Here is a 26,139-nt window from a genome sequence, read left to right as displayed (position 1 = left end):
TGAGGGGTCAGAGGAGGCGGCGGGCGACCGCCCAGCGGGTCAGCTCGTATCTCGAGGACAGCTGCAGCTTGCGGAGGACCGCACTGACGTGGGTCTCCACCGTCTTGATCGAGATGAACAGCTCGCTCGCGACCTCGCGGTAGGAGTAGCCGCGCGCGATGAGGCGCATGACCTCCTGCTCGCGCTTCGAGAGCCGGTCGAGCTCGTCGTCGGCGACGGCGATGTCGTTCGCGGACGCGCCGAACGCGTCCAGCACGAAGCCGGCCAGCCGCGGCGAGAAGACGGCGTCTCCGCCCGCTACCTGCACCACCGCCGACGACAGCTCCGACGGCGCGATGTTCTTCGTGACGTAGCCACGGGCGCCGGCGCGGATGACGGAGACGACGTCCTCTGCCGCGTCCGAGACGGACAGCGCGAGGAACCGCACGCCCTCCGCCAGCAGGTCGGTGCAGCGCTGCACCACCTCGGCACCGCCACCGCCGTTACCGCCGGGGAGGTGCACGTCGAGCAGCACGACGGGCGGCCGGTGCTCGTGCACCTTGGCCACAGCGGAGTCGACGTCGAACGCCTCGCCCACCACGGTCACCCGGTCGTCCAGCGAGGCGCGCACGCCGGTGCGGAACAGGTGGTGGTCGTCCACGAGCACCACGGGCACCGGGAGCGGCACCAGTCCCCCGCCCGACGCCGTCGCCTGGGTTGTCATCTCGTCGCACCTTCCGCAGTGGTGGGCACAGTGCTGGGGGCCGTCGCGGCCCGCGCCCTGCCGTTCTTCTCGGTCTTCTTGTCGCCGTTCGCGGGCTTGTCGAGCGGCATCCGCAGCCGCACCTCGGTCCCCCAGCCGGGCCGGCTGACCACCTCGGCGGTACCGCCACGACGGCGGACCCGGCCGAGGATCGACTCCCGGACACCGAACCGGTCCTGCGCGATCTCATCGAGGTCGAAGCCCTCGCCCCGGTCGCGGACGAACACCTCCGCCACGGCGTCGGTGACCTCAAGGTATACGGACACGGGCGGGGCGCCGTGCTTGAAGGCGTTGAGCAGCGCCTCGCGCGCCGCCTGCAGCAGTGCCGAGGTGCACTCGGTGGGCGGGCAGTCGCCCACCACCACGGTCTCCACGGTGAGGGGCGCCACGGCGTCCTCGATCTCGGCGACCAGCTCCTTCAGCTCGGCGGCCACCGACGTGCCGGGTTCCTGCCGGTCGTCGTAGAGCCAGCCGCGCAGCTCGCGCTCCTGGGCGCGAGCCATGCGGGACACGGCCTCCGGGTCGGACGCCTGCGCGCGGATCAGGGCCAGGGTCTGGAGCACCGAGTCGTGCAGGTGGGCGGCGATGTCGGCGCGCTCGGCCTCCCTGGCGTGAGCGGCACGCTCGTCGCCGAGCTGGCGCACGAGCCGGAACCACCAGGGCAGCGAGACGAGCGCGATACCGGCGACCATCGCCACCGACGCGATGGCGACCTGCATGAGCACGCTCACCGGGGTGTCCTGCCCGACCAGCATGAGGACACCGAGCATGGTCAGCACGACGCCGCCGGCGAGCCGCAGCAGCGCCGTCCGCGACCGGAGGCCCCTGCCCGAGCCGCCTACCCAGCGGTCCCGCTCCGTCACGTCGACCTGGCTCCAGGCCAGGGCGACGCCGCCGAGCCCGATGAGCGCGGGCAGCACCCACGATGCGACCGGGTCCCAGTCGGCGCGGAGCGCGATCAGGAGCGCGGCACTGGACAGCAGGACCACGCCGATCCAGATGTCGCGGGCCGCGAGCCGCGACACCGGCCCGGAGAGGCGGACGCGCTCGACGAGGGACGCCGCCCGGTCGGCGGCACCGGCGTCGGCGTTCGCGTCGGTGGTCAGCCGCGGCGCGAGCCGACGGCGCTCGGTGGGCACGGTGTCGGCGGCGACCGCCGGGACCCCCGCGGGGACGGTGACCCACCAGAAGACGTAGGCCACCACTCCGGCCCCGGCGAACCAGACGAGGATCAGGAACGCGAGCCGGACCAGCCACACGGGCACGCCCATGTGCGCCGCCAGGCCTGCGGCGACACCGGCCACCCAGCGGCCGCTGTATCCCGGGCCCGCGGTGCTGGGCCGGCGGAGGGTGAGTCTCTGGTTCACACCCCGATCGTCACATGCCCGGACTCCCCTGAACACGCCTGAGCCTGGATCTCAGGGTCCAGCGCGGGGCTAACCAGGGTTGGTTCAGGGCAGGTCCCGATGCCGCACGGGGCGCCCGGCGCGCAGCATTGAGGCATGAGCACCGACGAGACGCGTCCAGAGGGCGCCACGCCTGAGCCGGAGGTGAGCGCCGGCGGAGCGCCGAGGAACGAGGCGCACCGCCCGGAGCGAACCGCAGACTCAGGCGTCAGACAGACAAGGCCCGAGCCGGGCGGTTCGGCCGACGCCAGGCCGGTCGGCCCGGACGCCGAGCGCGCCGGCCCGGCCTTCGAGCCAGCAGTCGATCCAGCGACCGACCCGATGGTCGATCCTGCACCTGTCGCACCCGGGCAGAAGCCCTACCCGGAGTCCGGCTTCTTCGCATCCATCCGCCGCGGGCTGTTCCCGCGCTCCGAGCAGCGCTGGGTGGGCGGCGTCGCGGGCGGCGTCGCCGAGCGCATCGGCTGGGACCCGCTGCTGGTCCGCGGCATCCTGGTCGTGAGCTTCTTCCTCGGCGGCCTCGGCCTCATCCTGTACGGCATCGGCTGGGCGCTGCTGCCCGAGCGCGACGGCCGGATCCACCTGCAGGAGGCGACGCGCGGCAACTTCGACGTGGCGATGCTCGGCTCGGTGGCCGTGTTCCTCACGGGCTTCGCCTGGGGCGGACCGTCCGGCTGGTGGGACGACAACGGCTGGGAGTGGCTCGCCTTCCTCTTCTGGCTGGCCGTCCTGGGTGTGGTGTTCTACCTGATCGTGCAGGGTGTGCAGCGGCGCAGGGACAACGCCGCCCTCCGTACCGGCGCGGTCGCGGGGAACCCCGGTGTGCCCACCCCGGGCACTCCTGCCGCAGGCGTGCACACCCCCGGTGTGCAGGCTCCGGGTGCGCCCACCGGTTCCGCCCCGCAGCGTCCCGGCGAGCCCGGCACGTCCGCCCACTTCACCCCCGCACCGCCGGTCGAGTACCGGCGGCCCGACGGTCTGGTCTACGCCACCGGCGCCGGCCCGGCGCCCTACCGCCAGACGCAGGCGCCGTACCGGTCGAACCCGACCCAGACGATGCCGCCGCAGCCGGTCTACACACCGCCCCCTGCTCGCGTGCACCGTGGTCCGGGCGGCGCCACCGTCGGGGTCACGATGGGAGTGATCCTGCTGGCCGGCGCCCTGCTCCTGGGCCTCCAGCGGATGGACGCGTCCGGCCTGCCCGACGGCATCGGCGAGCTCGGCTCCGTCTGGCTGGGCATCGGGACCGTGACGCTCGGCATCGCGATCCTCGTCTCGGCCATGCGTGGCCGCACCAGCGGTGTGCTCGGGTTCTTCGCGATAGTCGCCATGCTGTTCGGCGTCGCCTACGTGGCGGTCGCCGATGCCGTGGGCCCGCGCTGGGTGGACGACGCCATGTCGAGCAGCCGGGAGATCGAGGGCTACGTGTCGGGCCCCAACAACCCGGACGCGGCCACCATCACGGAGGGCACCGTCATGGTGCAGACCGTGCGGGAGGCGGAGAACGGCTTCTACGTCCAGTGGGGTGACCCCACCATCGACCTCACCGAGCTCGACCTGTCCAAGGTCGAGCCGGGCGACCCGGTGGTCGTGCCGATCCAGCTCGGCGCGGGCCAGACCGTCGTGAACGTGCCGGCGGACATCGCCGTGGACGCGAACGCCTACGTCGCCGCCGGGCACGTCCAGTGGAACGTGGACGAGCACGACCGGGCCGCGAGCGGCGTCGGATCGGACACCTACTTCGCCAGCGACGAGGTGGGAGAGGACGGCGCGGTGCTGACCCTCGACATCGAGGCCGGCGCAGGCGAAGTCATCGTGAGCGAGATCAAGTGAGGGAGCGCGCCATGACCGAGCACACGAGCGACCACGAGAACCCGAGCAAGACCCCGAGCCGGCCCGAGGGCCAGGACACGAGCGAAACCATGGACAACAAGAACCCGCAGGACCCGGGCACCACCGAGGTGCTGCCCGCGGCGGAGACCCCGCCGACGCAGGAGATCGCCCAGGCCACCCAGCGCCTGCCCGAGGGCCCAGCGCCCGAGGGTGAGGTGCACCCGGCCTACGGCGTCGCCGCGGCACGGGTACAGGAGCAGGAAGCGGCGGCTACCGCCGTCCGGGATGCCCCGGCGCGCGACGACTCCGACCCGCTCGCCGCGCTGCGTGACCCTGCGCCCGAGGTGGGGGCCACGACCGGGGCGACCGCTCCGGCGTCCGGCCCGGCGCAGCCGACACAGGCGCAGCCGGCTCAGCAGGCGCGGCCCGCCCCGGAGGAGCCGACCAAGGCGGCCACGCGGCGCGGCCCGCGTGTCGGGACGGCGGTATGGGGGCTGATAGTGATCGCCGTCGGCCTGGGCATCCTCGCGGTGTCCGCCGGTGTGATGTTCGACGTGGGCGTCGCCCTCATCCTGCTGCTGGGCGCGGCGGGCGTGATCCTGGTCGTGGGGTCGGTGGTCTCCAGCATCCGGCGCCGCTAGACCGCGGGAGCGCTGCCCAGCCTGCGCAGCGCTCCCCCGATCACACCCAGGACGATCCCGAGCCCGATCACGAGGGCGCAGATCCCGAACGCGACCACCGATGTGAAGAGCGACGCCCGCAGGAAGGACGCGTTCATCATGGTGTCGCGGACGGGATCGTCCTGTGCCAGCTCCGCGTAGGTGGACCCGCCGGACGCCTCCAGCGCGTGGTGGTTGATGATGTCGGCCTGGGCGTAGGCCGTGAGCGGACCCTGCACCTGCTGACCCGCGAAGACTCCGCCGAGGAACTCGGAGTCGTCGGCCACCGTGATGTTCTCGGCCGAGAGCTGGGTCGCCACGAGGATCCACACCGCGATCCCGGCCAGGACCATGACGATCCCGGCGAGGATCGTGAACGAACCGGCGCCCCTGACGCCTCTGACGGGGACGTTCGAGTAGTTGGACATGCGTTCAACGCTAAGTTCGCTCCGCGCGCACCGCGCGGCGTAGCCCTGAGGGCGGCGACCCACGGTGCGAGGATGACGAGCGTGCGTATCACTCACGTGTCCGACACCTACCTACCGCTGCTCGGCGGGATCGAGGCCCAGGTGAGCCGCCTCGCCGGCCAGCAGGCGGCAGCAGGTCACGAGGTGGAGGTCATCACCACCACCCCCGCCACCCCCGGTGCGCACGGGGTGAGCACCACCGTCCAGGACGGCGTCACCGTGCACCGCATCGCCGCCCGCATCCCGGGCAGCTGGCCCATACACCCGCGGTCCACGGCCCACGTGACCGCCCGCCTGCGGGCGGCGATCGCGCGGGGCGAGCGGCCCGACGTCGTGCACCTGCACATGGGTGTGCTCGCCCCGACCGCGCAGGCCGCGCTGAAGCCCGTGACCCGGCTGGGGCTGCCTGCCGTGCTGACCGTGCACAGCGTGTGGGGCGCGGCCTGGCGCCTGTTCGCCGCCGCCGACGTCGTGGTCCGCTGGTCGCGTCTGCCCGTGCGCTGGTCGGCGGTGAGCGAGCTGACGGCGGAGCCGCTGCGGCGGCTCGTTGGCCCGGGAGCCGGCACCGGAGCCGGTGCGGCCGACGTCGCGATCCTGCCCAACGGCCTCGACCTGGACGCCTGGCGGGTGCCGCGCACGGAACGCGCCGCCCGGCCCGAGGGCTCGGCGGTGCACGTGGTGTCCGCAGCCCGGTTCGCGCCGCGCAAGCGGATGCTCCCGCTGCTCACCGCAGCCGCGGACGCCGCGTCCCGGCTTCCAGAGGGCGCACTGTTCGTGACCCTCGCCGGTGACGGCCCCGAACGTGCGGCGGCGCGGCGGTTCGTCGCGGAGCACGGGCTACGCGACGTCGTCTCCCTGCCCGGGCGGCTCTCCGGCACCGAGCTCAAGCGGCTCTACGCGCGCGCCGACGTCTTCGCCGCGCCCGCTGTCGCCGAGGCGTTCGGCCTCGCCGCGCTCGAGGCGCAGGCCGCGGGGCTGACGGTGGTCACCCGCGCGGGCTCCGGCGTGGCCGAGCGGGTGGTCGACGGCGCCACGGGCCTCGTCGTGCCCGACGACGCCGGGCTCACCGCAGCCCTCGTCCGGCTCGCGACCGAACCCGGTCTCCTCGACGGGCTGCTGGTGCGGGCGGCGACCCCGCCGGCAGGTGTGGCCTGGCCGGAGGTCCTGGCCGCGACGGAGCGGGCGTACAAGGAGGCCGCGGCGCTGGCCCTTCCGAGCCGCCGACCGTAGGCCCGGTCACGCTGTCTCGCCGAACGTAGGGCTGGTCGCTTCGCGCAGGCGCATGCGGCTACCGCTCCTACGCTCGGCTCATCGCTCCGCTCTGGTGCGGCGCCTTGGGGCGCCCGATAGCCTCGCTCGGTGAGCCCCACCGAGCCTGCCGCGACGAGCCCCGCCGCGCCCTTCGCCGTCCGGCTGTACCGGCGGGCACGGGCCGAGGTGACGCCGTACCCGCGGGCCATCGTGGTGGCCGCCGTGCCGGCCGTGGCCTGGGCTCTCTGGGCGAGCGGCCCGGGCTGGCTCACGCCGGCGTACCTCGTGCTGGCCGTCACCGGCGCGGCGCTCGGCGTCATCGACGCGCACACCCACCGGCTGCCGAACGCGCTGGTTTTCCCCCTGACCTGGGCGACGGCGGCGCTGCTCGCCCTCGCCGCGCTCGGCACCGGCGACTGGGGTTCGCTCGGGCAGGCGGCGCTGGGCGGTCTGGCGTTCTTCGCCGTCTATCAGGTGCTCTACCTCGTCGCGCCGCGCGGCGGCATCGGGTACGGCGACGTCAAGCTCGCCCTGAGCCTCGGCGCGGTCCTCACGTGGCACTCGTGGACCACGCTCCTGGTCGGCGTCTTCGCCGCGCATCTCCTGGCCGGCGTGGTCGCGATCGTCCTGCTCCTCGGGCGGCGCGCGGGCTGGAAGACCGGGATCGCGTTCGGCCCGTACATGCTGCTGGGAGCCATGGTCGGGCTGACGTGGGCCCGCCTCACCGGCTGGTAGCCAGTGGCGCGAACGAGAACGGGGTCGTGTACCGCCTGATGGCTCAGCGGTACACAACCCCGTTCTCGATGCGCGTGAGCGCTACTCCCACTCGATGGTGCCCGGCGGCTTGCTCGTCACGTCGAGCACCACGCGGTTGACCTCACGCACCTCGTTGGTGATGCGCGTCGAGATGGTCGACAGCACGTCGTACGGCAGTCGGGTCCAGTCCGCCGTCATCGCGTCCTCGGACGAGACCGGGCGCAGCACGATCGGGTGACCGTAGGTCCGGCCGTCGCCCTGGACGCCCACCGAGCGGACGTCGGCGAGCAGCACGACCGGGCACTGCCAGATCTCGTTGTCCAGGCCGGCCTTCGTCAGCTCCTCGCGGGCGATCGCGTCGGCGCGGCGCAGGATCTCCAGGCGTTCGGCGGTGATCTCGCCGACGATCCGGATACCCAGCCCCGGACCCGGGAACGGCTGGCGCGAGACGATCTCCTCTGGCACGCCGAGCTCGCGGCCCACCGCACGAACCTCGTCCTTGAACAGGGTGCGCAGCGGCTCGACGAGGTCGAAGTCCAGGTCGTCGGGCAGGCCGCCCACGTTGTGGTGGCTCTTGATGTTGGCGGCGCCCTCACCGCCGCCGGACTCCACGACGTCCGGGTACAGGGTGCCCTGCACCAGGAACTTCACGTCCTCGCCGTGCTCGCCGGCCTCGGCGACGATGTCCCGCTGCGCGTCCTCGAACACGCGGATGAACTCGCGGCCGATGATCTTGCGCTTGGTCTCCGGGTCGCTGACGCCCGCGAGCGCCGTCAGGAAGCGCTCCTTCTCGTCACGGACGATGAGGCGGACGCCGGTCGAGGCGACGAAGTCGTTCTCGATCTGCTCGACCTCGCCGGCCCGCATGAGGCCGTGGTCCACGTGCACGCAGGTGAGCTGGTCTCCGACGGCCCGCTGCACGAGCGCGGCGGCGACGGCGGAGTCGACACCGCCGGACAGCGCGCAGATGACGCGGGAGGTGCCGATCTGCGCCTTGATGGCTGCGACCTGGTCGGCGATGACGTTGCCGGGGGTCCAGTCGGGCTTCAGCCCGGCGCCCTCGTAGAGGAAGTGCTCCAGCACGGTCTGGCCGTGCGCCGAGTGCTTCACCTCGGGGTGCCACTGCACGCCGTAGAGGCGGCGGCGGGTGTCCTCGAAGGCGGCGACGGGTGAGCCGCTCGACGTCGCGAGCACCTCGAACCCGACGGGCGCCGTGTGCACGGCGTCGCCGTGGCTCATCCAGGCGGTCTGGTGCTCGGGGGTGCCGGCGAGCAGCACGCCGGAGGCGCAGACCTCGACCTCGGTGCCGCCGTACTCGCTCAGACCGGTCTGGGCGACCTCGCCGCCGAGCGCCTGCGCCATGGCCTGGAACCCGTAGCAGATGCCCATGACCGGCACGCCGGCCTCGAACAGCTTGGGGTCGACGAACGGGGCGCCCGCCGCGTACACGGACGAGGGACCGCCGGACAGGATGATGGCCGCCGGGTCCTTGGCGAGCATCTGCTCGACCGTGAACGTGTGGGGCACGATCTCCGAGTACACCTTCGCCTCGCGCACCCGGCGCGCGATCAGCTGGGCGTACTGCGCGCCGAAGTCGACGACGATGACCGGACGGGGGGTCTGGGGCTGATTCTCTGGCTGACCGGAGGTAGCGGTGGCGGGTGACGTCACGAGCACAAGTCTATGTGCCGGGCGGCGGCCCGGCGTCTCGCACGTGTGTTACGTCCCGCACCTCGCCGTCGGCCCGGTCGCGTGTCACCACTCCGCGAACGAGCCGTCGGCGTGCCGCCAGACGGGGTTGCGCCAGCGGTGGCCCTCCGCCGCGCGCTCGCGCACGTAGTCCTCGTCCACCTCGATCCCGAGGCCCGGCCCCTGCGGGATCGCCACGGACCCCGCCTCGTACGCGAAGACCGTCGGGTCGACCAGATAGTCGAGCAGGTCGTTCGAGGTGTTGTAGTGGATGCCGAGGCTCTGCTCCTGGATCACCGCGTTGTAGGCGACGGCGTCGAGCTGCAGGCAGGCGGCGAGCGCGATCGGGCCGAGCGGGCAGTGCGGGGCGACGGCGATGTCGTAGGCCTCGGCCATGGCCGCGATCTTGCGGACCTCGGTGATGCCGCCGGCGTGGGACAGGTCCGGCTGGATGACGTCGACCACCCCCGACGTGATGACGTCCTTGAAGTCCCACCGCGAGTAGAGCCGCTCGCCGAGGGCGATCGGCGTGGCCGAGCCGCGCAGCACGTCGGCGATCCCGTCCACGTGCTCGCTGAGCACCGGTTCCTCGACGAACATCAGGTGGTACGGCGCCAGCGCATCGAGCAGGACGCGGGCCATCGGCCGGTGCACCCGTCCGTGGAAGTCGACGCCGATGCCGATGTCCGGACCGACGGCCTCCCGCACCGCCGCGACGTTGGCGACGACCCTCTCCACCTTGTCGCGTGAGTCGAGGTACTGCAGCTCCTCCGGGCCGTTCATCTTGATCGCCGAGAAGCCGCGCTCGACCGCGGCCTTGGCCTGGGCCGCCGTCTCGGCGGGCCGGTCGCCGCCGATCCAGGAGTAGACCTTGATGCGGTCGCGGACCCGGCCGCCGAGCAGGTCGTGCACCGGGACGCCGAGCGCCTTGCCCTTGATGTCCCAGAGCGCCTGGTCGATACCGGCGAGCGCGCTCATGTGGATACCGCCGCCTCGATAGAACCCGGAGCGGTACAGGACCGTCCAGTGCTCCTCGATGCGCCGGGGGTCCTGGCCGATCAGGTAGTCGGACAGCTCCTCGACGGCGGCCGCGACGGTCGCGGCGCGCCCCTCGAGCACCGGTTCGCCCCAGCCCACCACGCCTTCGTCGGTCTCGATCTTGAGGAAGAGCCAGCGGGGCGGGACGGCGTAGGTCGTCATCGACGTGATCTTCACTGCATGCCTCTTTGCTGTGTTGTCGGTTGTGCTGCGGGCCTGTGCCGCGGGCCTGTGCCGCGGGGCTGGGCTCGGCTAGGCGATGGCGGCGGACCAGATCCGGACCAGCTCGCCCGCCCGCACGCCGACCACGTCCGGTGGATCGCCCGGACGGTAGAGGGACGTGCCGATGCCCGCGCCCGCGGCGCCCGCGCGCGCCCAGTCCGCGAGGTTGCCCGCGTCCACGCCGCCGACGGGCACGAGTGCGGTGCCCGCCGGCAGGACGCTCGCCCACGCGCGCATGCCGTCGATGCCTACCGCCGAGCTGGGGAAGAGCTTGATGGCGCGCGCCCCGGCCTCGAGCGCGGCGAACGCCTCGGTAGGCGTCGCCGCCCCGGGGTAGCTCTCGAGGCCGAGCCGGACGGTCTCCGCGACGACGTCGGGCCGGGTGTTCGGCGAGACGATGAGGGAGGCGCCGGCGTCGGCGGCCCGGCGTGCCTCGTCCGGGGTGAGCACCGTGCCTGCCCCGACCCGGCGGCCTGCCGGGCCTGCCGCCCGGATCCGGCGGATCGACTCGAGCGGGTCCGGGGAGTTGTACGGCACCTCGACGGCGTCGAACCCCGCGGCGAAGATCGCCTCCGCCACGGCGACGGCCTCGCCGGGCGTCACCCCGCGCAGGATGGCCACGAGGCCTGTGGGGCGGGAGGTCATGCGGGTTGGTCCTTCCCTGTCTGGCCGCCTGGTGGGCTGCTCGCCGAGGTGGCTGCCGACGTCGCCGGAGGGCGTACGACCAGGCCCGCGTCGAGGGCGATGCCCCACAGCCCCCGGGCCGCGGCGTCCTCTCCGACGGTACGGACGGAGGCTCCGCCTCGCTCCAGCGCGAAGCGGTAGCGGCGCTCGGTCGCCGGTGGCCCGCAGAGCGCGACGACGCCGGCGGGGGTGCCGCGCAGCATGTGCCGCACCTCGGAGCCGACCAGCAGGCCGGAGACGTAGTCGGCGATCTCGGTGGGGTCGAGCCGGCCGGCGAGGGCGAGCGGCCGCGCCGTGAAGAGCAGGGCGGCCAGGCCGCGCTCCTCGCCGCGGGCGTCCTCGGCGTCGAGCCCGCGGGTGAACGCCTCGGTGACCTCGGTCCCCGGTGCCCCCGTCGCGAGCCGCGCGAGGATGCTGTCCCGCATCAGCAGGCCGTAGAGCTCCCCGGTCATGGCGGTGGTGAAGCCCGTGACGCGGGTGCCGTCGAGGCGCACCCACTTGGAGTGCGTGCCGGGAAGGACGACCGTCGCCGGGCCCTCCGCGACCTCGGCCAGCGCTCCGACGAGCTGTACCTCCTCGCCCCGCAGCACGTCCGGGTCGGGGCGGTCGACCCGCAGGCCGGGGACCAGGTGGACCACCGACTCCCCGGCGGGCACCACCGTCAGGTGCTCCGCCAGGTCGCCGAGGTCCGCCGGGACGTCGAGGTAGCCGGCCTCGGCCCAGCCGTGGTTGGAACCCGCCATCCCCGCACACAGCACAGGCACCCCGGGGTGCTCGTCGAGCCAGGACCGGCACAGCCGCCGGAATGTGTCCTCGAACGCGAGGGCCCGCACCCGTGCCGATTCGGAGCGCCCGGAGATCGTGAGGGCGCCGTCGGTGGTCCGGACGCTGTCGAGCACCGCACCCGTGCCATCCAGGAGCCAGGCGCGGAACGTGGTGGTTCCCCAGTCGAGTGCGACCAGCGCGGCGTCGCGCCCAGGTCCGTCGTCAGCCATGTTCCGGACGGTAGGAGCAACGTCCCGACTGTGCGAACCACGTCCCTATTATCGGGATACGGTGGCCGGGTGACCGCTGCCGCTCCCCCGGGCACCCAGACGCTCGCCCGCGGTATCGCCGTCGTCGACGCGGTGGCCCGCGGCAGGACCCGGCTGCGCGAGATCACGGAGGAGACCGGGATCGGCCGCAGCACCACACACCGCCTGCTGCAGCTGCTCCTCGCCACGGGCTACCTCCGCCAGCTCGACGACGGCGCGTACGCGCTGGGCCCCGCCCTGATCGAGCTCGGCTACCAGGCGCTGCAGGAGAACCCGGTGACCTCCATCGCCGCACCCGTGCTGCGCACGCTGGCCGAGCGGGTCCACGACACCGTCCACCTCGCGATCGAGGACCGGAACCAGGTGCTCTACCTGGACAAGATCCCCGGTACCCGCGGGGCGGTCATGCGGTCGCAGATCGGGCACCGCATGCCGCTGACCCGGACCGGCATCGGCAAGGCGCTGCTCCTGGACAGCCCGGACCGCTGGAGCGAGCAGTTCCTCGCCGAGCGGCCCGCGGGCGCCGGGCACGGCCTGGACCACGACGTGCTCACCGCCGAGGCGTTCGTGCAGGTCATGACGGCTTCGGCTGGTCGAGGGGTGGCCTTTGACCTCGAGGAGAACGAGCCAGGCATCCTCTGCGTCGCAGCCCCGGTCCGGGACACGTCCGGCTCGATCGTCGCGGCCATCAGCGTCACGGCGACCCGGCCCTACATGCCGCCGGAACGCCTCGAGACACTGGCGCCCATCGTGCACGACGCCGCCGCCCGGATCTCGGTGGGCCTGGGCTGGCGGTCGGGCTGAACGCCCGCACCAGCACCACGTCGAACGTCGTTGAACGTAGAGGTAGTGGCCGTCTGAGTGGTCAGAGGGCCACTACCTCTACGTTCGGCGTCCGAGCGTCGGCGGGTACTGGTCGGCAGGTACTACTCGTGCTGCCAGCTGTGCCAGAGCTTCGCGTACTCGCCGCCCGCGGCGACCAGCTCGTCGTGCGGGCCGATCTCGGTGATGCGGCCGCCGTCGAGCACCGCCACGCGGTCCGCGTCGTGCGCGGTGTGCAGGCGGTGCGCGATGGCCACCACCGTGCGCCCGTCGAGCACCGCGTTGAGCGAGCGCTCGAGGTGCCGGGCAGCGCGCGGGTCCAGCAGCGACGTCGCCTCGTCGAGCACGAGCGTGTGCGGGTCGAGCAGCACCAGCCGAGCGAGCGCGATCTGCTGCGCCTGCGCCGGGGTGAGCTTGTACCCGCCCGAGCCGACCTCCGTCGCGAGACCGTCGTCGAGCGACTCGACCCACCCGTGCGCGTCGACCGCCCGCAGCGCGTCCATCAGCTCGTCGTCGCCGGCGTCGATCTTCGCGAGCCGCAGGTTCTCCGCCAGCGACCCCACGAACACGTGGTGCTCCTGGGTCACGAGCGCCACATGCTTGCGCAGGTCCTCCAGCGGCAGGTCCACGAGCGGGACGCCCCCGACCTTCACCGTGCCGCCGGTGGGCGGGTGGATGCCGGCCAGCATGCGGCCGAGCGTCGACTTGCCCGAGCCCGAAGGCCCGACGATCGCCAGCCGCTCCCCCACCCGCAGGTCGAGGTCGATGCCGTGCAGCACGTCGGTGCCCGCCCGGTAGGCATAGCGGACGTCGGCGCCACGCACCTCCTCGTCGACCGGTACCGCGTCGCCCGCCGTACGGTCGGCCGGCACCAGGCGGACGCCGATGATCCGCGACAGGGACGTCGCGGCCACCTGGATCTCGTCGAGCCAGAAGATGAGCTCCCAGATCGGCCCCTGCAGCTGGTAGGCGTACATGACGATCGTGGCGACCATGCCGATGGTCACCGTGCCCTCGGACGCCAGGAACGCGCCCCAGACGAGCACCGTGATGGGCGCGAGCATGAACGCGAAGTCCACCCCCGGGAACAGCACGGTCCGCAGGTTGAGGGTGCCGAGCTCCGCCTCGAACGCCTCGTGCAGATCCTCGTCGCCGCGCGTCGTCCGCCGGCGGCCGATCCTGAGCGCGTCGATGGTGCGCGCGCCCTCCACCGACTCGGTGACCGTGCCGTCGAGCCGCGCGTACGCGGCGGACTCGCGCTGGTAGGCAGGCGTCGCCCGCTTGAGGTACCAGCGCGCCACCGTGACGAGCACCGGGACGCCCACGAACATGCCGAGCGCGACCAGCGGCGACACGAACATGCTCATCAGTACCGTCAGCACGAGCGTGACCACGGCGATCACCAGGCGCGGCACGCCGAATCGCACCGCGTTCTGGATACGGCCGACGTCGCGCGTCGTGCGGGCGATGAGGTCGCCGGTGCCCGCGGTCTCGACGGTGGACAGCGGCAGCGCGGTGACGGTCTCGACGAACTCCTCGCGCATGTCGGCGAACACCGTCTCGCCGAACACCATGGCGCGCCGCTGCGCGAACCGGGTGATCAGCGCCTGCAGCACCACGGCGGCGGCCGCGACGAGCACCAGGTTGCGCGCCACCTCGACGGTGGTCCCGCCGATGACCGCGTCGACGAGCTTCCCCAGCATCAGGGGGCCGACCAGCCCGGCCACGGCGGCCACCGTGTTCGCCACGGTGATGACGACCAGCGGCACCCGGTGCCGTGCGAGCAGCCCGCGGGTGTACCGCCAGGTCTCTGCGGCGTCCGCGATCGGCAGGATCTTTCCGGTGCTCATGCCGTGCCTCCTTCCTGTGCGTTGGCGGTGTCCAGCAGCTCGTCGAGCTCCAGATCGAGGTCGTCGTCCAGCGACCGGCCCACGACCCGGCGGTAGCGGGCCGCCTCACGCCCGCCCTCCGCGGTGGTGGGCAGGTCCAGCAGCTCGCGATGCGTCCCGTGCGTGACGACGCTCCCGTCCTCCAGGAAGATCACGTCGTCCACGTGGTCGAGCACCAGAGGGCTCGCCGTGACGATCAGGGTGGTCCTGCCACGACGCCAGTCGGTGAGCCGCTGCGCGATGCGCGCCTCGGTGTGGGCGTCGACCGCCGAGGTGGGCTCGATCAGCACCAGGATCTCGGGATCGGTGAGCAGCGCCCGGGCCAGCGCGACCCGCTGCCGCTGGCCGCCGGACAGCGAGCGCCCCTTCTCCGGGATCTCGCCCTCGATACCGTCGGGCAGCGAGTCCAGCACGTCGTGCGCGTCGGCGATGTACAGGGCACGAAGCAGGGCCTCGGCGGTCGCGGAGTCCCGCACGTCGAGCTCGCCCGCGAGCCTGCCCGAGAACAGCGCCGGCGTCGCGTCCGCGACGACGATGCGTTCCCGCAGCTCGTCCTTGTCGAGCTCGGCCAGCCGGACGCCACCGAGCGTGACCGGGGTGCCGGCCTCGCCCTCGTCGTCGAACCGGCCCATCCGGATCGCCACGTCGGCCGACTCGTCGGGGTCCGCACTCACCAGCGCGACCACCCGACCGGGCCGGAGCGTGACGCCGGACGTCTCGTCGACCAGCGGGACGTCGGCCGGCGGCATCTGAGCGGTCGAGGCGTCGGCGCCGGTGGCAGGGACGACCTGCAGCACCTTGATCACCTTGCCCGCCGCGACGTGCGCCTTGGTCACCACGTTCACCGACTGCACGAGCAGGTGGACGGGCCACGACAGGAAGGACGCGTACCCGTAGAACGCGACGAGCTGCCCCGTCGTGATCCGCCCCGCGATGGCCTCGACCGCGCCGAGGTACACGACGAGCGCGATGAAGAGCCCGGGCAGCAGGATCTGCAGGGCGTCGAGCACCGACTGGGTGCCCGCGACGTCGACACCGGCCTGGCGCACCTTCTGCGACTGCGTCCGGTACCGGCCCGTGAAGACCTTCTCGCCGCCGATGCCGCGCAGGACCCGGAGGCCGGAGACGGTGTCGGCGCCGAGCGTGGTGAGCCGACCCTGTGCGTCGCGCTGCTGCTTCTGGCGCTTCTGCAGCGGCTTGACCAGCAGGGCGAGGATCGCGGCGACCACCGGCAGCCCGAGCGCGATGACGAGGCCAAGGGTGAGCGACTGGTTGAGCATCAGCACCACGACGATGCCGTAGGTGGCGATGCTGCCGATGGTCTGCGCGGCGATACCGAAGATCTCGCCGATGCGCATCGTGTCGTTGGCGACCGACGACACCACCTCGCCGGTGGGCAGCTCCTTGGTGATGTTGTGCCCTGACCGGGACACGGTGCGCGTCACCAGCTGGGACGTGCGGAACGCCGCCTGCATCCACGCCGCGATGTCCCACCGGTGCCCGATCGCGTTGGCCGCGATCCAGACCAGGCCGACGCCGAGCATCAGACCGGCCCAGCTCCACGTGGTCCGGTCGAGTCCCGATGCGGAGGCGCTGTCGATGATCCGCCCCAGGAAGAACGGCTGGAAGGCGCTGCAGGTGAAGCCCACGACGCCGAACAGCATCGCGACGAGCAGCACCCGGACCTGCTTCCGGGCGAGCCACAGGAGCAGGGTGAGCGGTCCGCGCAGCGGCGGGGTGCCGGGATCGGCAAAGGGGAGGGAGCGCACGACCAACACCGTACGGAGGACCACTGACATTGATCCACGCTTTATCCGGACGGCAGAGCAGGCGGCAGAGGCGGCGGCAGGGAGCACCCCCGGAAGAGGCATATCCTCGATGGTTGTGAGTACCCCTCAGACCACTCCCGACATCTCCGCCGAGGCCGCCGCCGTCGCGATCCGCAAGGCCCGCGGCGCGATGGCCCGCTACCGCTTCATGGCGCTCGTCACCGGTGTCATGCTGCTGATCCTCTGCGTCGAGCTGGGCATCAAGTACGGCCTGGGTGCGCTGACGGACGTCGAGGGCGTCATGCCGTTCATCGCCTGGGTGCCGTTCGCGCACGGCTGGATCTACGTCGTGTACCTGGTCACCGTCGCGGACCTCTGGTCGAAGATGCGCTGGGGCTTCGGCCGCCTGGTCACGATGGTGATCGCGGGCGTCGTCCCGGTCATGTCGTTCGTGCTCGAGAAGAAGATCCACACCGAGGCCGAGACGAAGCTCGTCGCGCTGGAGAAGCGCTACCTGGCCTGACGCAGCTCGGTGCGCAGGCGGGGCCCGAGCAGCCCGAGGATCTCGGCGCCCGGCTCGTCCTCGTCCGGCAGCATGCCGACGAACGCCGCGGCGACGAGCTCGTCGACCTCGGGGACGGACCCGAGCTCGGCCTCGAAGAAGTCGAGCACCGCCCGCACCTCCGCCACGGGGTCCGGAGCCGCGGAGGTGAACAGCCGGAGCGCCTCGGCCCGCTCCTGGTCGGTCCAGTCGTCGTCGATCTCGAGGGACTCCCCGCCGGTGAGCAGCGCGACCGCCCGCTCGGCGACATCGCTGAGGAACGGGTGCGCCAGCACCTCATCGTGGTAGCCGTAGCGCTCGGCGTCGGCGAGCGGCCGGAGCGCGGGCACCGCCTGGAGCAGCCGGTCGAGGAACGCGGCGACCGCCGGCTCGTTCCGGTGGTCGCGGTCCTGGTCGAGCGCGGCACGCACCCGCGGGCCCAGCCCGTCGGCGATCTCCCCGCCCGGCTGACCGGGCGACGGGACGTGGATCAGGTAGGCGCTGACGATGTCCTCGCCGACGACGGGCGGGCCGGCCTCCAGCGACGCGCCCAGCGCGACCATCGCCTCGCGAGCCGCCAGGTCGCCGGCCTGTACCCGCGCCATGAGCTCGGCCGAGACAAGCTCCATCACGAACCCGTCGGTCATCAGGTCGACGTCGAGGCCTGCGTCCAGCCCGGCCCGGACCTCGCTCCCCGCGACCTCCCGGGCGAGCGGTACGGCGAGCATCGTGTGCTCCAACCAGCCAGACCCCGTCCAGGGTCCGGTCCACGATCCGGTGCCGCTCATCGTCGTCCTCCAGCTTCGGCGCCTGTCACAGGTAGCCATCCTTGCGCACCCCTGGGCACCCGGACGGCGAGCACGGCGCACCTGGTTCAATGCGAAGGTGAACGCCTACGACTTCGACGCCCTCACCGCCGAGCGTCTACGCGACAACGGCAGCCTCAAGTGGACGGCCTTTCCCGACAAGATCGGGGCCTGGGTCGCGGAGATGGACTTCCCGGTCGCGCCGCCGATCGCCGCCGCGCTGCACGACGCCGTGGACCGCAGCATGTTCGGCTATCTCCCGCCGCACCTGGTGACGGGCACCGCCGAGGCGTACGCGGCGTTCGCCGCCGACCGGTACTCCTGGACGGTGGACCCGGCACGGGTGCGCCCGGTGTCCGACGTGCTGACCGCGCTGGTGCACGCCGTCATGCACTTCTCGCGCCCTCATTCGCCGGTCATCGTGCCCTCTCCTTCGTACATGCCGTTCCAGACCCTGCCGGGCGAGCTGGGCCGCGAGCTGATCCAGGTCCCGATGCCGCGCGACGCCGACGGCCGGTACGCGTACGACCTGGACGCGCTCGACGAAGCGTTCCGCGCGGGCGGACACCTGCTGGTGCTGTGCAACCCGCACAACCCGATCGGCCGGGTCCTGGAGCCCGACGAGATGCTGGCCATCGCCGAGGTCGTCGACCGCCACGGCGGGCGCGTCTTCGCCGACGAGATCCACGCGCCGCTGGTCTACCCGGGCCGCAGGCACGTCCCGTACGCATCCCTGAACGAGACGACGGCGGGTCACACCCTCACCGCGACCTCGGCCTCGAAGGCCTGGAACCTGCCGGGCCTCAAGTGCGCGCAGGTCGTGCTGTCCAACGACACGGACGTGAAGCTCTGGAACGAGGCAGGTGCCGAACGGATCGAGGAGGGCGCGTCGACGCCGGGCATGCTGGCCAACCGGGTCGCCTACACCGAGGGGCGGGACTGGCTGGACGACCTCGTCGCCTACCTGCACGGCAACGTCACGCGGCTGGGCGAGCTGCTCGACGGGACCGGGATCGGCTACCGCGCGCCCGAGGGGACGTACCTGACCTGGCTGGACTGCCGTGGCCTGGACCTCCCGGGCGGGCCGGCGAGCGCGGCCGCGCACTTCCGCGAGCGGGCGGGCGTCGTCCTGGTCGACGGAAGTGAGTGCGGCGATGCCGGCCGGGGGTTCGTGCGGCTGAACGCGGCGATGCCCCGCCCGATCCTGGAGCAGGCGGTCGAACGGATGCTGGAGAGCGTCAGGGGCTGACGGTCACGCGGACGGCAGTCCGGCGATGCCCGTGTCGGCGTCGGTGGGCTCGCCGCCGCGGCGTCCGCCGGCCATCTCGTCCCGCACCAGACGGATCCACAAGAGCACGGCGAACCCGCCGAACACCCACCACTGGAGCGCGTAGAACACGTTCTGCAGGTTGGCGCCCGACCCACCGTCGATGGTGGGTCGCGGCAGGGCCGCGACTCCCCCGCTCTCGGGAGAGCCCGGCCCTCCGTTCGCCACGAGGTAGCCCGTGTAGATCGGCCCGCCCCACTCGTTGACGAGCGCGCTGAGCGCGATCTGCTCGGTCTGCCCGTCCACCACGGCGGCGCTGCCCGACGTCGACTCGCCCACCTGGAGCCAGCCCGTCAGCGTGACCTCGTCCTCGGGAAGGGTCAGCGTCTCGGCGTCGGCGGGTGCTGCCACCCAGCCCTGGACCACGGCGAGCACCGGCGCACCGGAGAGACCGGCCCAGGAGGCGCCGTCCGTCCCGTCGTCCGTCACGCGGAAGGGGGTCAGGACGAGATAGCCGGTGTGCCCCTCCAGGACGCGGCCGGGGACGAGCAGCGAGCCGGAACCCTCGAACTCGCCGGCCACCCGGACCTCGCGTCCCACGAGCTCGCCGGGAAAGCTCTCCTGCGGCGCCAGCACGTCACCCAGCCACGACGGCCCAGCTGCCACGGCCTCCGCGGCCTGCTGCTGCGCGGCCAGCTCCGCACGCTCGTACGCGCGGTCCAGCTGCCATGCGCCGAGCCTGCCGCACACGAGGGCCGCCAGCACGAAGACCAGCAGCAGACCGATCATGCGGGGCTGCCGGGCGACCTGGAGGAAGGTGCGGCGCTCGGGGTGCGCATCGGCGTCGGACGCCGTCTGCGTGGGTGTGCTGGAGGCACTGACAGGCATGACGTCAACGGTAACCGCCCACCAAGGTCTCAGAAGCACAGGTCGCACCTGTGAGCTCGACGTCTCACATCTCACACACGAACCTCCGGATGGTCGTCTCGCGTGCCGAGCAGTTCTGCGTTCGAATGAACGAGCAGACAACTCCGGCACAGATCCCCGCACGTCACTCCCGTAGGAGCAGATGCGATGACCACGACAGCAGTCCCCGACTCCACCACCTCCGGATGGCGCGCCACCGGCGTCGCCGAGCTGGAGCCCGCCGACCTGGAGCGCATCGACGCGTGGTGGCGGGCCGCGAACTTCCTCTCGGTCGGCCAGATCTACCTGCTCGACAACCCGCTCCTCCGCGAACCCCTCGTCCCGGAGCACGTGAAGCCGCGCCTGCTGGGCCACTGGGGCACCACGCCCGGCCTGAACTTTCTGTACGCGCACCTGAACCGCGCCATCAAGGAGCGGCAGCAGAAGACCATCTACATCACGGGTCCCGGCCACGGCGGTCCTGGCCTGGTCGCCTCGGCCTACCTGGACGGCACCTACTCCGAGGTCTACAGCGACATCACGCAGGACACCGAGGGTGTGAAGCGCCTGTTCCGGCAGTTCTCCTTCCCCGGTGGCATCCCCAGCCACGTCGCGCCGGAGACACCGGGCTCGATCCACGAGGGTGGCGAGCTGGGCTACTCCCTGAGCCACGCCTACGGCGCGGCCTTCGACAACCCGGACCTGCTCGTCGCGGCGGTCGTGGGCGACGGCGAGGCCGAGACCGGACCGCTCGCCACCTCCTGGCACTCGAACAAGTTCCTCAACCCTGCGCAGGACGGCGCGGTGCTGCCGATCCTGCACCTCAACGGCTACAAGATCGCCAACCCCACGGTCCTCGCGCGCATCCCGGAGCAGGAGCTCCGCGACCTCATGGCCGGGTACGGGCACAAGCCCTACTTCTTCGAGGGCGGGTACGACCAGGACGAGCCGCCACTCGAGACGCACCGCCGGTTCGCGGCCCTGCTCGACGAGGTGCTCGACGAGATCGCCGCGATCAAGGCGCGTGCCGCGCAGGGCGACCTGAGCCGCCCCGCCTGGCCGATGATCGTGTTCCGCACCCCCAAGGGGTGGAGCGGCCCGGCCGAGATCGACGGCAAGAAGACGACGGGGTCGTGGCGCGCGCACCAGGTGCCGCTCGCGAACGCCCGCGACACCGACGAGCACCTGCGTGTGCTCGAGTCGTGGCTGAGGTCCTACCGGCCGGAGGATCTGTTCGACGACGACGGCAGGGTGCTGGCCGAGATCAGCGAGCTGGCGCCGGAGGGCGACCTGCGGATGAGCGCGACCCCGCACGCGAACGGCGGCCTGCTGCTCAAGGATCTCCGGCTGCCCGACTTCCGCGACTACGCGGTGGACGTGCCGGTGCCCGGCGGGTCGTCGTCCGAGGCGCCGCGCGTGCTGGGCGAGTGGCTCACCGACGTGATCCGGCTGAACCCCGACAACTTCCGCATCTTCGGCCCGGACGAGGTCGCGTCGAACCGCCTGCAGGCCGTGTACGACACGACCGACAAGCAGTGGAACGCGCAGTACATCGGGCCGGAGGTGGACGACCACATGGCTCGCGCGGGCCGCGTCATGGAGATGCTGAGCGAGCACCAGGTGCAGGGCTGGCTGGAGGGCTACCTCCTGACCGGCAGGCACGGTCTGCTGACGAGCTACGAGGCGTTCATCCACATCATCGACTCGATGTTCAACCAGCACGCCAAGTGGCTCAAGGTCACGAACGACATCCCGTGGCGGCGGCCCGTCGCGTCCCTGAACTACCTGCTGTCCAGCCACGTGTGGCGGCAGGACCACAACGGGTTCAGCCACCAGGACCCCGGCTTCATCGACCACGTCGTGAACAAGAAGGCCGAGATCGTGCGGGTCTACCTCCCGCCGGACGCCAACACCCTGCTCAGCACCTATGACCACTGCCTGCGCAGCCGCCAGTACGTGAACGTCGTGGTCGCCGGCAAGCAGCCGGCGCCCAACTTCCTCGACATGGAGTCCGCGATCGAGCACTGCACGCGCGGTCTCGGCATCTGGGAGTGGGCGGGCACCGAGAAGGCGGGCGAGAAGCCCGACGTCGTCCTGGGCTGCGCGGGCGACGTGCCGACCATGGAGGTGCTCGCCGCGGCCGACATCCTGCGGCGCGAGCTGCCCGACCTCAAGGTGCGCGTCGTCAACGTCGTGGACCTGATGCGGCTGCAGGACGCCTCCGAGCACCCGCACGGTCTCAAGGACTCCGAGTTCGACGGCCTGTTCACCAGTGACCGGCCGGTCATCTTCGCGTACCACGGCTACCCGTGGCTCATCCACCGCCTCACCTACCGCCGCACGGGCCACCCGAACATCCACGTGCGCGGGTACAAGGAGGAGGGCACCACGACCACGCCGTTCGACATGGTCATGCTCAACGACCTGGACCGGTACCACCTTGTGATCGATGTCATCGACCGGGTTCCGTCGCTCGGCAGCGCCCAGGCCGGACTGCGTCAGCGCATGGAGGACGCGCGGATCCGCGCCCGTGCCTGGACGCGCGAGCACGGAGACGACATTCCCGAGGTGCGCGACTGGGTCTGGCCGGACGCCCAGGACCTGGCGGACGGCGGCCAGGTTGGCGCTACGCTCGGCACCGGTGGAGACAACGAGTAGCAGCAGATCTCGCCATGCGAGATCCGGTGCCACGCGAGATCGAACAGAGTGAACACGGAGCCACATGTGACCGGCGCAACCCGCAGCATCGTCATTGCGAGCCCAGAGGGCGAGAGCGGGAAGTCGACGGTCGCCCTGGGCGTCCTCGACCTCCTGGTCCGGAAGGGCCAGCGGGTCGGGGTCTTCCGGCCGGTCTCACGGGCGAGCGAGACGGACGACTCGAGCGGCCGGCGCGACCACGTGCTGGAGCTCCTCCTGGAGCACGACGGCGTCGACATCGCCTACGACGACGCCGTCGGCGTGACCTACGCGGACCTGCACGCCGACCCCGAGGCCGCGCTGAGCCGCATCGTGTCCCGGTTCCACGACCTGGCCGGGCGCTGCGACTCGGTGGTGGTGCTCGGCACCGACTACACCGACGTCGCCGGCCCCACCGAGCTCTCGTTCAACGCGCGGATCGCCGCGAACCTCGGGGCGCCGGTGCTGCTCGTGGTCTCGGGCCGCGAGCGCACCCCCGAGGGCATCCGCGCCCTGGCCGACGTGAGCCTCGCCGAGCTGGCGGCCCACCACGCGCAGGCGATCGGGCTGGTCGTCAACCGTGCGGACACCCACAGCGCCCTGGACGTGCGGACCCTGCTGGCCGAGGCACAGCCCGACCTGCCCGTCTGGACGATTCCCGAGGAGCCGTTCCTGCAGGCCCCGACCGTCGGCCAGCTCCTGGAGGCAGTGGACGGCACGCTCGTCCTGGGCGACCCCGAGCTGCTGGGCCGCGAGGCGCTCGAGCTGCAGGTCGGCGCCATGAGCTTCGAGCACCTCCTCGAACGGCTGACCGACGGCGCGGTGGTCATCACCCCGGGCGACCGGATCGACCTGCTGATCGGGCTGCTCGCCACCCACCTGACGCCGTCGTTCCCGTCGCTGGCCGGGATCATCCTCAACGGCGGGTTCTACCCGCAGGGCCGCCCGGCCGAGCTGCTGGAGGCGATGCGCCCCAAGCTGCCGATCATCACCACCCAGCTCGGCACCTACCGTGCGGCCCGCGCCGCGGCGGAGACCCGCGGCCGCGTGGACAAGGGTTCGGTGCGCAAGGTCGAGACGGCCCGCGCCCTGTTCGAGCGGAACGTCGACTCGGCGGCGCTCGCCGCCCGGCTCGACCTGCCGCGGCCCGAGGTGGTCACGCCGCTCATGTTCGAGTACCAGCTGATCGAGCGGGCGCGCGCCGACCGCCGGCACATCGTGCTGCCGGAGGGCGGCGACGACCGGATCCTGCGCGCGGCGTCGACGGTGCTGGCCCGCCACATCGCGGACCTCACGATCCTGGGCTCCGACGAGTCGGTCCGGGCCCGCGCCGCCGAGCTGGGCCTCGACATCGAGGCCGCCCGCGTGCTGTCGCCGCACGACCCCGAGCACGTGGAGAAGTTCGCGGCGGAGTACACCCGGCTGCGCGCCCACAAGGGCATGACCGTCGAGCGCGCGCGGGAGATCGTCACCGACGTCTCCTACTTCGGCACGATGATGGTGCACCTCGGACTCGCCGACGGCATGGTCTCGGGCGCCGCCCACTCGACCGCCCACACGATCCGGCCGTCGTTCGAGATCATCAAGACGAAGCCCGGCACGTCGTCGGTGTCCTCGGTCTTCCTGATGTGCCTCGAGGACCGGGTGCTCGTGTACGGCGACTGCGCGGTCATCCCCGATCCGACGTCGGCCGAGCTCGCCGACATCGCCATCTCGTCGGCGGCCACCGCCCGGCAGTTCGGCGTCGACCCGCGCATCGCGATGCTCTCCTACTCCACCGGCACGTCCGGCACGGGGGCCGACGTCGACAAGGTGCGCACCGCCACCGAGCTGGTCCGGGAGCGCATCACCCAGGCCGACATGGAGCTCGACGTGGAGGGCCCCATCCAGTACGACGCAGCGGTGGACGCCTCGGTCGCCGCGTCCAAGCTGCCCGGGTCCGACGTCGCCGGCCGCGCCACCGTGTTCGTCTTCCCCGACCTGAACACCGGCAACAACACCTACAAGGCGGTGCAGCGGTCGGCGGGCGCTGTCGCCGTCGGTCCGGTGCTGCAGGGCCTGAACAAGCCTGTGAACGACCTGTCCCGCGGCGCGCTCGTCCAGGACATCGTGAACACGGTGGCGATCACGGCGATCCAGGCCCAGACCACCCCGCGGGTCGAGCCCACCTCGCGGGTCGAGCCTGTCGAGACCAAGGAGTCCGCATGACCACCGTCCTCGTCCTCAACTCCGGCTCCTCCTCGCTGAAGTACCAGCTGGTCGACCCCGCCTCGGGCGAGGCTCTCGCCGGAGGCATCGTCGAACGCATCGGCGAGGCCGACGGGAGGGTCAAGCACGAGGCAAAGGGCGAGGAGCTGGTACGCGACCTCCCGGTACCCGACCACGGCGAGGCGCTCCGGATCGTCATGGGCCTGTTCGACGAGGTGGGTCCGTCCCTGGCGGAGGCGGGCATCGCCGCCGTCGGGCACCGGGTGGTGCACGGCGGCGAGGTGTTCAGCGCCCCCACCCTGATCGACGACGACGTCGTCGCCGGCGTCCGCGATCTCGTCCCGCTGGCGCCGCTGCACAACCCGGCCAACGTGACAGGCATCGAGGTGGCGCGCGAGCTGCTGCACGTGCCGCACGTCGCCGTGTTCGACACGGCGTTCTTCTCGACGCTCCCCCAGGCGGCCACGACGTACGCGCTGGACCGCAAGGTCGCCGCCGAGCACGGCGTGCGCCGCTACGGCTTCCACGGGACGTCGCACCAGTTCGTGTCGGCGGCGGTCGCCGAGCATCCGGCCGTCCTCGCCAAGCTGGCGGCCGAGGGCCGTGGCCCCGAGACGCTGCGCCAGGTGGTGCTGCACCTGGGCAACGGCGCGTCGGCGTCGGCGGTGCTGGGTGGCGCGCCGGTGGACACCTCGATGGGCCTGACGCCGCTCGAGGGCCTCGTCATGGGTACCCGCTCGGGCGACCTGGACGCGGGCATCATCTTCCACCTGGTGCGCGGCGGGATGTCCGGCGACGAGGTCGACACCCTGCTCAACAAGCGTTCCGGCCTGCTGGGCATGTCCGGGGTGGGCGACATGCGCGAGCTGCAGAAGCTCGTCGCGAGCGGTGATGGAGACGCACGCCTCGCGCTGGACGTCTACCTGCACCGGCTGCGCAAGTACGTGGGCGCGTACGCGGCGGTGCTCGGCGGGATCGACGTGCTGACGTTCACCGCCGGCGTCGGCGAGAACGACCACCGGATCCGTTCGGGAGTCGTGCGCGGGCTGAAGTTCCTGGGCCTGACCGTGGACCCGGCGGCCAACGAGAGCCGGTCGGACGAGGCGCGCGTGATCTCGGTGCGAAAGTCGGGCTCGCTGGTCGGGGACGACTCGCCGGCCGAGCCGCACCCGCTGGTCGAGCCCACCGAGACCCCCCTCGTCATGGTCGTCCCGACCAACGAGGAGCTGGCGATCGCACGCCAGACGATGGCCCTGGTCGAGGGCTGACTCGCGCCGAACCGCAAGTTTCTTGTGCAACGCCGCGTCCGGCGGCGCCGAACCGCACGTTGCGTGTCTTCCCGTGCGTCGAATCGATGGCTACGGGTCCATCGGGCCGTCGGTGGACTCACAACGTTCGGTTGGACGCCCACGAGAACGCGCACGTTGCGGTTCGACACCGAGGACCACGCGCACGTTGCGGTTCGACGCCGAAA

The 26,139-nt window shown here is 72.1% G+C and carries 21 protein-coding genes; 10 read left to right on the top strand and 11 right to left on the bottom strand.

Features of this window, described 5'->3' with window-relative positions:
* Positions 1-7: 7 nt before the first annotated feature.
* Positions 8-703, bottom strand: coding sequence for a response regulator transcription factor (locus AB0I32_RS14820; protein ID WP_357443862.1), 696 nt, complete (start codon positions 701-703; stop codon positions 8-10).
* Positions 700-2,109 (bottom strand): PspC domain-containing protein, encoded by a 1,410-nt coding sequence (locus AB0I32_RS14815; protein WP_357507185.1) that lies wholly within the window; start codon positions 2,107-2,109, stop codon positions 700-702. Before AB0I32_RS14815 ends, AB0I32_RS14820 begins: the two co-directional genes overlap by 4 nt.
* A gap of 135 nt (positions 2,110-2,244) precedes the next feature.
* Here AB0I32_RS14815 and AB0I32_RS14810 point away from each other — a divergent pair, with 135 nt between their 5' ends.
* Together AB0I32_RS14810 and AB0I32_RS14805 are read left to right on the top strand one after the other, a co-directional pair.
* The gene (locus tag AB0I32_RS14810) at positions 2,245-3,981 is read left to right on the top strand and encodes a PspC domain-containing protein (RefSeq protein WP_357507183.1); all 1,737 of its coding nucleotides are present in this window, start codon (positions 2,245-2,247) and stop codon (positions 3,979-3,981) included.
* Between the two features lie 11 nt (positions 3,982-3,992).
* Positions 3,993-4,622, top strand: coding sequence for a hypothetical protein (locus tag AB0I32_RS14805; RefSeq protein ID WP_357507181.1), 630 nt, complete (start codon positions 3,993-3,995; stop codon positions 4,620-4,622).
* Here the strand turns inward: AB0I32_RS14805 and AB0I32_RS14800 are convergent.
* The gene (locus AB0I32_RS14800; RefSeq protein WP_357507179.1) at positions 4,619-5,068 is read right to left on the bottom strand and encodes an aromatic ring-opening dioxygenase LigA; all 450 of its coding nucleotides are present in this window, start codon (positions 5,066-5,068) and stop codon (positions 4,619-4,621) included. The two genes, AB0I32_RS14805 and AB0I32_RS14800, sit on opposite strands and share 4 nt — an antisense overlap.
* A gap of 81 nt (positions 5,069-5,149) precedes the next feature.
* On the opposite strand from AB0I32_RS14800, the gene AB0I32_RS14795 reads away from it, so the two are divergent.
* Positions 5,150-6,337 (top strand): glycosyltransferase, encoded by a 1,188-nt coding sequence (locus AB0I32_RS14795; RefSeq protein ID WP_357507177.1) that lies wholly within the window; start codon positions 5,150-5,152, stop codon positions 6,335-6,337.
* A gap of 129 nt (positions 6,338-6,466) precedes the next feature.
* Positions 6,467-7,093 carry an A24 family peptidase gene (locus tag AB0I32_RS14790; RefSeq protein ID WP_357507175.1) on the top strand — a complete coding sequence of 209 codons (627 nt, stop codon included), beginning with the start codon at positions 6,467-6,469 and terminating at the stop codon, positions 7,091-7,093.
* 81 nt (positions 7,094-7,174) lie between these two features.
* On the opposite strand, the gene guaA is transcribed toward AB0I32_RS14790, so the two are convergent.
* From guaA to AB0I32_RS14770, 4 genes are all read right to left on the bottom strand, one after another.
* Positions 7,175-8,785, bottom strand: coding sequence for a glutamine-hydrolyzing GMP synthase (gene guaA, locus AB0I32_RS14785; RefSeq protein ID WP_357507173.1), 1,611 nt, complete (start codon positions 8,783-8,785; stop codon positions 7,175-7,177).
* 84 nt (positions 8,786-8,869) lie between these two features.
* A complete protein-coding gene (dgoD, locus tag AB0I32_RS14780; protein WP_357507171.1) occupies positions 8,870-10,018 on the bottom strand; it encodes a galactonate dehydratase in 1,149 nt (382 codons plus the stop codon).
* A 75-nt stretch (positions 10,019-10,093) separates the two neighbouring features.
* Positions 10,094-10,708, bottom strand: a complete 615-nt coding sequence (locus AB0I32_RS14775) for a 2-dehydro-3-deoxy-6-phosphogalactonate aldolase (protein ID WP_357507169.1) — start codon at positions 10,706-10,708, stop codon at positions 10,094-10,096.
* The gene (locus tag AB0I32_RS14770) at positions 10,705-11,742 is read right to left on the bottom strand and encodes a 2-dehydro-3-deoxygalactonokinase (protein WP_357507167.1); all 1,038 of its coding nucleotides are present in this window, start codon (positions 11,740-11,742) and stop codon (positions 10,705-10,707) included. Before AB0I32_RS14770 ends, AB0I32_RS14775 begins: the two co-directional genes overlap by 4 nt.
* A 69-nt stretch (positions 11,743-11,811) precedes the next feature.
* On the opposite strand from AB0I32_RS14770, the gene AB0I32_RS14765 reads away from it, so the two are divergent.
* Positions 11,812-12,585 carry an IclR family transcriptional regulator gene (locus tag AB0I32_RS14765; protein WP_357507165.1) on the top strand — a complete coding sequence of 258 codons (774 nt, stop codon included), beginning with the start codon at positions 11,812-11,814 and terminating at the stop codon, positions 12,583-12,585.
* Between the two features lie 122 nt (positions 12,586-12,707).
* On the opposite strand, the gene AB0I32_RS14760 is transcribed toward AB0I32_RS14765, so the two are convergent.
* Positions 12,708-14,453 carry an ABC transporter ATP-binding protein gene (locus AB0I32_RS14760; protein ID WP_357507163.1) on the bottom strand — a complete coding sequence of 582 codons (1,746 nt, stop codon included), beginning with the start codon at positions 14,451-14,453 and terminating at the stop codon, positions 12,708-12,710.
* Entirely contained in the window at positions 14,450-16,291 is a 1,842-nt protein-coding gene (locus tag AB0I32_RS14755; RefSeq protein ID WP_357507161.1) for an ABC transporter ATP-binding protein, read from the bottom strand. Before AB0I32_RS14755 ends, AB0I32_RS14760 begins: the two co-directional genes overlap by 4 nt.
* An 85-nt stretch (positions 16,292-16,376) precedes the next feature.
* Here AB0I32_RS14755 and AB0I32_RS14750 point away from each other — a divergent pair, with 85 nt between their 5' ends.
* Positions 16,377-16,784 carry a DUF3817 domain-containing protein gene (locus AB0I32_RS14750; protein WP_357507159.1) on the top strand — a complete coding sequence of 136 codons (408 nt, stop codon included), beginning with the start codon at positions 16,377-16,379 and terminating at the stop codon, positions 16,782-16,784.
* On the opposite strand, the gene AB0I32_RS14745 is transcribed toward AB0I32_RS14750, so the two are convergent.
* Entirely contained in the window at positions 16,772-17,590 is an 819-nt protein-coding gene (locus AB0I32_RS14745) for a hypothetical protein (protein WP_357507157.1), read from the bottom strand. The two genes, AB0I32_RS14750 and AB0I32_RS14745, sit on opposite strands and share 13 nt — an antisense overlap.
* Before the next feature lie 97 nt (positions 17,591-17,687).
* On the opposite strand from AB0I32_RS14745, the gene AB0I32_RS14740 reads away from it, so the two are divergent.
* The gene (locus AB0I32_RS14740; protein ID WP_357507155.1) at positions 17,688-18,857 is read left to right on the top strand and encodes an aminotransferase class I/II-fold pyridoxal phosphate-dependent enzyme; all 1,170 of its coding nucleotides are present in this window, start codon (positions 17,688-17,690) and stop codon (positions 18,855-18,857) included.
* A gap of 3 nt (positions 18,858-18,860) precedes the next feature.
* Here the strand turns inward: AB0I32_RS14740 and AB0I32_RS14735 are convergent, their stop codons facing one another.
* Positions 18,861-19,763 (bottom strand): SURF1 family protein, encoded by a 903-nt coding sequence (locus AB0I32_RS14735; protein WP_357507153.1) that lies wholly within the window; start codon positions 19,761-19,763, stop codon positions 18,861-18,863.
* 186 nt (positions 19,764-19,949) lie between these two features.
* On the opposite strand from AB0I32_RS14735, the gene AB0I32_RS14730 reads away from it, so the two are divergent.
* From AB0I32_RS14730 to AB0I32_RS14720, 3 genes are all read left to right on the top strand, one after another.
* Positions 19,950-22,439 carry a phosphoketolase family protein gene (locus AB0I32_RS14730; protein ID WP_357507152.1) on the top strand — a complete coding sequence of 830 codons (2,490 nt, stop codon included), beginning with the start codon at positions 19,950-19,952 and terminating at the stop codon, positions 22,437-22,439.
* Between the two features lie 66 nt (positions 22,440-22,505).
* A complete protein-coding gene (gene pta / locus AB0I32_RS14725; RefSeq protein WP_357507150.1) occupies positions 22,506-24,665 on the top strand; it encodes a phosphate acetyltransferase in 2,160 nt (719 codons plus the stop codon).
* Entirely contained in the window at positions 24,662-25,933 is a 1,272-nt protein-coding gene (locus AB0I32_RS14720; RefSeq protein WP_357507148.1) for an acetate kinase, read from the top strand. The genes pta and AB0I32_RS14720 overlap by 4 nt, the downstream gene beginning before the upstream one ends.
* Positions 25,934-26,139: the final 206 nt, after the last annotated feature.

It is taken from the genome of Promicromonospora sp. NPDC050249, from assembly GCF_040656015.1.
In the GTDB taxonomy this organism is placed as follows: domain Bacteria; phylum Actinomycetota; class Actinomycetes; order Actinomycetales; family Cellulomonadaceae; genus Promicromonospora.
Note: the sequence above shows the minus strand (reverse complement) of the source record. Positions and strands in the feature narration are given on the sequence as shown.